The organism is Bacteroidota bacterium (genome assembly GCA_034439655.1).
Classification (GTDB): domain Bacteria; phylum Bacteroidota; class Bacteroidia; order UKL13-3; family UKL13-3; genus CANJUD01.
Genome location: JAWXAU010000188.1, coordinates 1 through 4,553 on the forward strand (window position 1 = coordinate 1; position 4,553 = coordinate 4,553).

General features: G+C 39.7%; 2 protein-coding genes. One reads left to right on the forward strand and one right to left on the reverse strand.

Going from position 1 to position 4,553, the window contains the following annotated elements:
- Positions 1-493 precede the first annotated feature (493 nt).
- Complete coding sequence (locus tag SGJ10_14095) at positions 494-2,758, reverse strand: aconitate hydratase (protein ID MDZ4759254.1); 2,265 nt, start codon at positions 2,756-2,758, stop codon at positions 494-496.
- A gap of 518 nt (positions 2,759-3,276) precedes the next feature.
- Here SGJ10_14095 and SGJ10_14100 point away from each other — a divergent pair.
- Positions 3,277-4,035 carry a DUF4382 domain-containing protein gene (locus SGJ10_14100; GenBank protein ID MDZ4759255.1) on the forward strand — a complete coding sequence of 253 codons (759 nt, stop codon included), beginning with the start codon at positions 3,277-3,279 and terminating at the stop codon, positions 4,033-4,035.
- Positions 4,036-4,553: the final 518 nt, after the last annotated feature.

Below are 4,553 nucleotides of genomic sequence, written 5' to 3' on the forward strand. Positions count from 1 at the left end.
GCATCCCGATAATTATCGGGATTAAGCGGGGCTTTCGGGATGTAGTTCGGCATTACCATTCTACAAACCAAATCCGCCACAGGCGGAGAACTATTATAGTTTAAGAATTGGTATAATAACTTTTCTCATTTGAGTATGCTTTGGAATTGTTTGGCTGCTCTAAAACGATTTTATCAACTCCGACCTTTCCAACATCAAACCGTAAACTTCTTTGAGTTTTTGAACCACAGAGTCGGCAATTACGGGTGTATTTATTTCATCGTGGTTGCGTACCAAAAAAGATGCTGCTTTGATACCTTTGGCTAACCATTCTTTAATGCGTGCAGCCCTTTCGTCTTTTCTTATATAATCTGCGAGCTGGAGGTTATATGTGCTAGTTCATCGGGGTTGCACGCGGCCAAATTCCATGGGTTAAATATATAATATTATTTAGTCTTCGATTCGACAGATTCTTCGTTGGAAGCCAACTCAGAATGACGGTGTAGGAAGAAAATTACGCTATTTGTTGTCTTATAATATTTAATGCACCACCTGCTTTGAACCACTCAATTTGTTGGTCGTTGTAGGTATGGTTTATCATAATGGTATCACAAGTTCCATCGGTGTGGTTTATGACTAAGCCTAAAGGTTTGCCTGAGGTGAAAGAAGTTAGACCAATGATATCGAAAGTATCGTATTCACGAATCTTATCATAATCGTTTTTATCGGCAAAAGTTAATGCAAGCATACCTTGTTTCTTCAAATTCGTTTCGTGGATACGGGCATAAGATTTCACTAAGATAGCACGCACACCAAGGTGGCGGGGCTCCATGGCGGCATGCTCACGGCTACTGCCTTCGCCGTAATTTTCATCACCTACCACGATGCTGCCGATATGGGCAGCTTTATAAGCACGTTGCACTGCTGGCACTTCGCCATATTCGCCTGTTAGTTGGTTCTTTACATTATTGGTTTTATCGTTGGCAAAGTTTACCGCACCAATCAACATATTATTGGAGATATTGTCTAGGTGGCCACGAAATTTAAGCCAAGGACCCGCCATACTTATATGGTCGGTGGTACATTTTCCTTTTACTTTAATTAATAATTTTAAACCCATTAAGTCGGTTCCTTCCCAAGCCGAAAAGGGCTCAAGCAACTGCAAACGGTCGCTGCTAGGAGATACTGCAATATTTACATTACTACCATCGGTTGCAGGGGCTACAAAGCCTGCATCTTCAACCGCAAAACCTTTAATAGGCATTTCGATGCCTTGGGGTTCTTGTAGTTTTATTTTTTCGCCAGCAGCGTTTGTTAGATAATCAGTAAGGGGGTTGAAAGTTAAATTACCTGCGATAGCGAGTGCAGTAACAATCTCGGGCGATGCCACAAAAGCGTGTGTATTGGGATTACCATCATTTCGTTTGGCGAAGTTTCTATTGAATGAAGTTATAATAGAATTCTTTTTATTGGGATCAGAAGTATGACGGGCCCATTGGCCAATACAAGGACCACAAGCATTGGCAAGCACAACACCGCCCATTTGTTCAAATGTATTCAAATATCCATCACGTTCAACAGTATATCTCACTAGTTCAGATCCTGGAGTAATTGTGAATTCGGAAACTGTCTTCAGTCCCGCATCAGTTGCTTGTTTGGCAATGGATGCCGCACGTGTTATGTCTTCATAAGACGAGTTGGTGCATGAACCAATCAATCCCACTTCTAGTTCGGCAGGCCAGTTGTTTTCTTTTACGGCAGCAGCAAATTTAGAAATAGGCCAGGCCAAATCAGGGGTGAAGGGGCCATTGATATGAGGCTCCAATTCAGAAAGGTTGATTTCGATTACTTCATCAAAATATTTCTCGGGAGATTCATATACTTCTTTATCGCCACGCAAATGTTCGGTAACAGTATCAGCAGCATCGGCAATAGCAGCACGACTCGTACCTCTGAGGTATTCGGCCATTTTATTATCATAACAGAACAAAGAAGTGGTTGCTCCTATCTCGGCACCCATATTACAAATGGTTCCTTTGCCTGTGCATGAAAGCGAATCAGCACCATCGCCGAAGTATTCTAATATGGCATTGGTTCCACCTTTTACGGTAAGTATACCTGCTACTTTTAATATTATATCTTTTGAAGAAGCCCAACCGCTTAGTTTGCCAGTTAGTTTTACGCCAATAAGTTTAGGCCATTTAAGTTCCCAAGGTAGGCCAGCCATTACGTCGCAGGCATCGGCTCCACCTACACCAATAGCAATCATACCAAGCCCTCCTGCATTAACGGTGTGAGAATCGGTACCTATCATTAACCCGCCAGGGAAAGCATAGTTTTCTAAAATCACTTGGTGTATTATACCTGCACCTGGTTTCCAAAATCCAATTCCATATTTATTGGAAACCGAAGCCAAGAAATCATATACTTCTTTGTTTTTATCATTGGCAGTATTCAAATCTTGAACCGCCCCATCTTTTGCTTGGATTAAATGATCGCAGTGTACGGTGCTGGGCACAGCTACTTTAGGACGACCTGCTTGCATAAACTGTAGCAAAGCCATTTGTGCCGTTGCATCTTGCATGGCTACCCTGTCGGGAGCAAAGTCTACATAGCTTACCAATCGTTCGTTAGCAGAATTTGCGTTGCCCTCGGTTAGATGGCTATATAATATTTTTTCGGTAAGTGTTAAGGGTTTTCCAATTACTGTGCGTGCGGCTGCCACACGGCCGCCAAGGCGGGCGTAGTGGGCTTTAATCATGTCTAAATCGTATGCCATTATCTTTTTTTTAATTTGCCGCGAAGTTAATGAATATAGGGAAAGATTACAAATGGTGGGTTTGAAGTATAACACTATCATAACTAAAAACCACCTCAGCACTATCACAATCATTTTTAGAAAATTTTGCATTATTTTTGCAGCATCAATAGGAAAACAAGATATTCTGTGTTAAAAGTATTGAGTCAGGGAATGCACTGTTATACCAATACCCATTATACAATAATCCGATTAAGTTTATCCTTTTCTTCCCCCGCCGCGGCGGGCTATCGGGATATATTTCTTCAAAAAATATTTCTGTAGCCTTGGCTATGCAAAGATTTTTTTCATCATCTAAGTAAAAAATTATTTCGTTTCTTTAGACCATTTTATAATGAGTTTCGGTATTATTTACATAGAGTGCACCAAACCGCAAATCTTGTAATTATATAACTTTTAGCAAGAAATATATAATGCCCTCGGCAACAAAGCAAGCGAAATTTGTATTGTAATAATTAAGTTACTATATAAAGACAAAAATGAAAGCGCTGCACATTATATTCTTTAGTTTTTTGTTTGCGATAGCATTTAATGGATGTAAAAAGCAAAATATTGCCTCAACGTACACATACAATGTTAGAATGACTGATGCTCCAGGGCCTTATAATGCAGTATATATTGATCTGCAAGGTGCGGAAGTAATAGGGAGTGACGGAAAGGCGGAAAAGCTAAATGTACAAAGCGGCATCTATAACTTACTTACCCTTTCGAACGGAAAGGATACATTAATAGCAGCGGGAGAGCTGCAAACCGCTACTGTAGAATATATAAAACTTATACTTGGGTCAAACAATATGTTAGTGGTAGGAGGGGTAAGTTATCCGTTAAACAGTCCTAGTTCTGAGCAAGCGGGATTGAAGATAAGGGCAAATCAAACTATGGTGGAGGGCATAGCGAATATCGTACTCCTTGATTTTGATGCAAACAAATCCATTGTACAAGAAGGTAATGGAAGCTACACTTTAAAACCAGTTATACGAGCGATTGACCTAGTTGCTAGCGGTGTAGTTAAGGGTACTATTTCACCTGCGGGAGTTTTAGCCACTGTAACAGCTATATCAACAGAAGGCCTGTCATACTCATCCAATTTTAATTCATCGGGAGCATATATGCTCAATGGTTTGCCCGCTGGAATGTATACCGTTACCATTACGCCTGCTAGTCCTTTTAAAGCTGTTACACAAAGCAATGTTGAGGTGAAGGTGGGTTATACCACAAATATATATTTTACCTTATAGTATTTTTTCTTAGTAGTTTTATACTACTTGCCAAAGGCACTACATACCTACTTTGAAAAAAGAGAAATTGCCAATGTGTTCTCCATATTTTTGCTAATAGTAGTAGTTGTTAGAAGTTTGTTTGTTTGTATAATCAGTAGTTTTGATTATATTAAAATTGAACAGTGTCGTGTAGCGGGATAGCTGCTGCGATAGTTTGATGCTTGGATAATATTTCCGCCATATATATAGGTGCCTATGCTTTATATTTTTTTGTGGACATGGCAGTTTACTCAATATGGGGATATTAAACTGAGAGCGTTTCTATGAATCGGGGCTATGGGAACATATATACTGATTCTTAAACTATAATAGTTCTCCGGCTGTGGCGGATTAGTTTTTAGAATGTTATTAGCAATCAACAAAACATCCGTCCCTTTTTTTGGACTATTATATATTAGACCTCTTTCATAATTCAAATAAGAAAAGCCAAATTATAACGGACACTTTATTTTATTGTAGTATCGCTCGCCGCGAAC

Excerpts from the sequence above, each read along its gene's own strand:
- SGJ10_14095 (MDZ4759254.1), bottom strand. The coding sequence starts at position 2,758 with ATGGCATACGATTTAGACATGATTAAAGCCCACTACGCCCGCCTTGGC.
- SGJ10_14100 (MDZ4759255.1), top strand. The coding sequence starts at position 3,277 with ATGAAAGCGCTGCACATTATATTCTTTAGTTTTTTGTTTGCGATAGCA.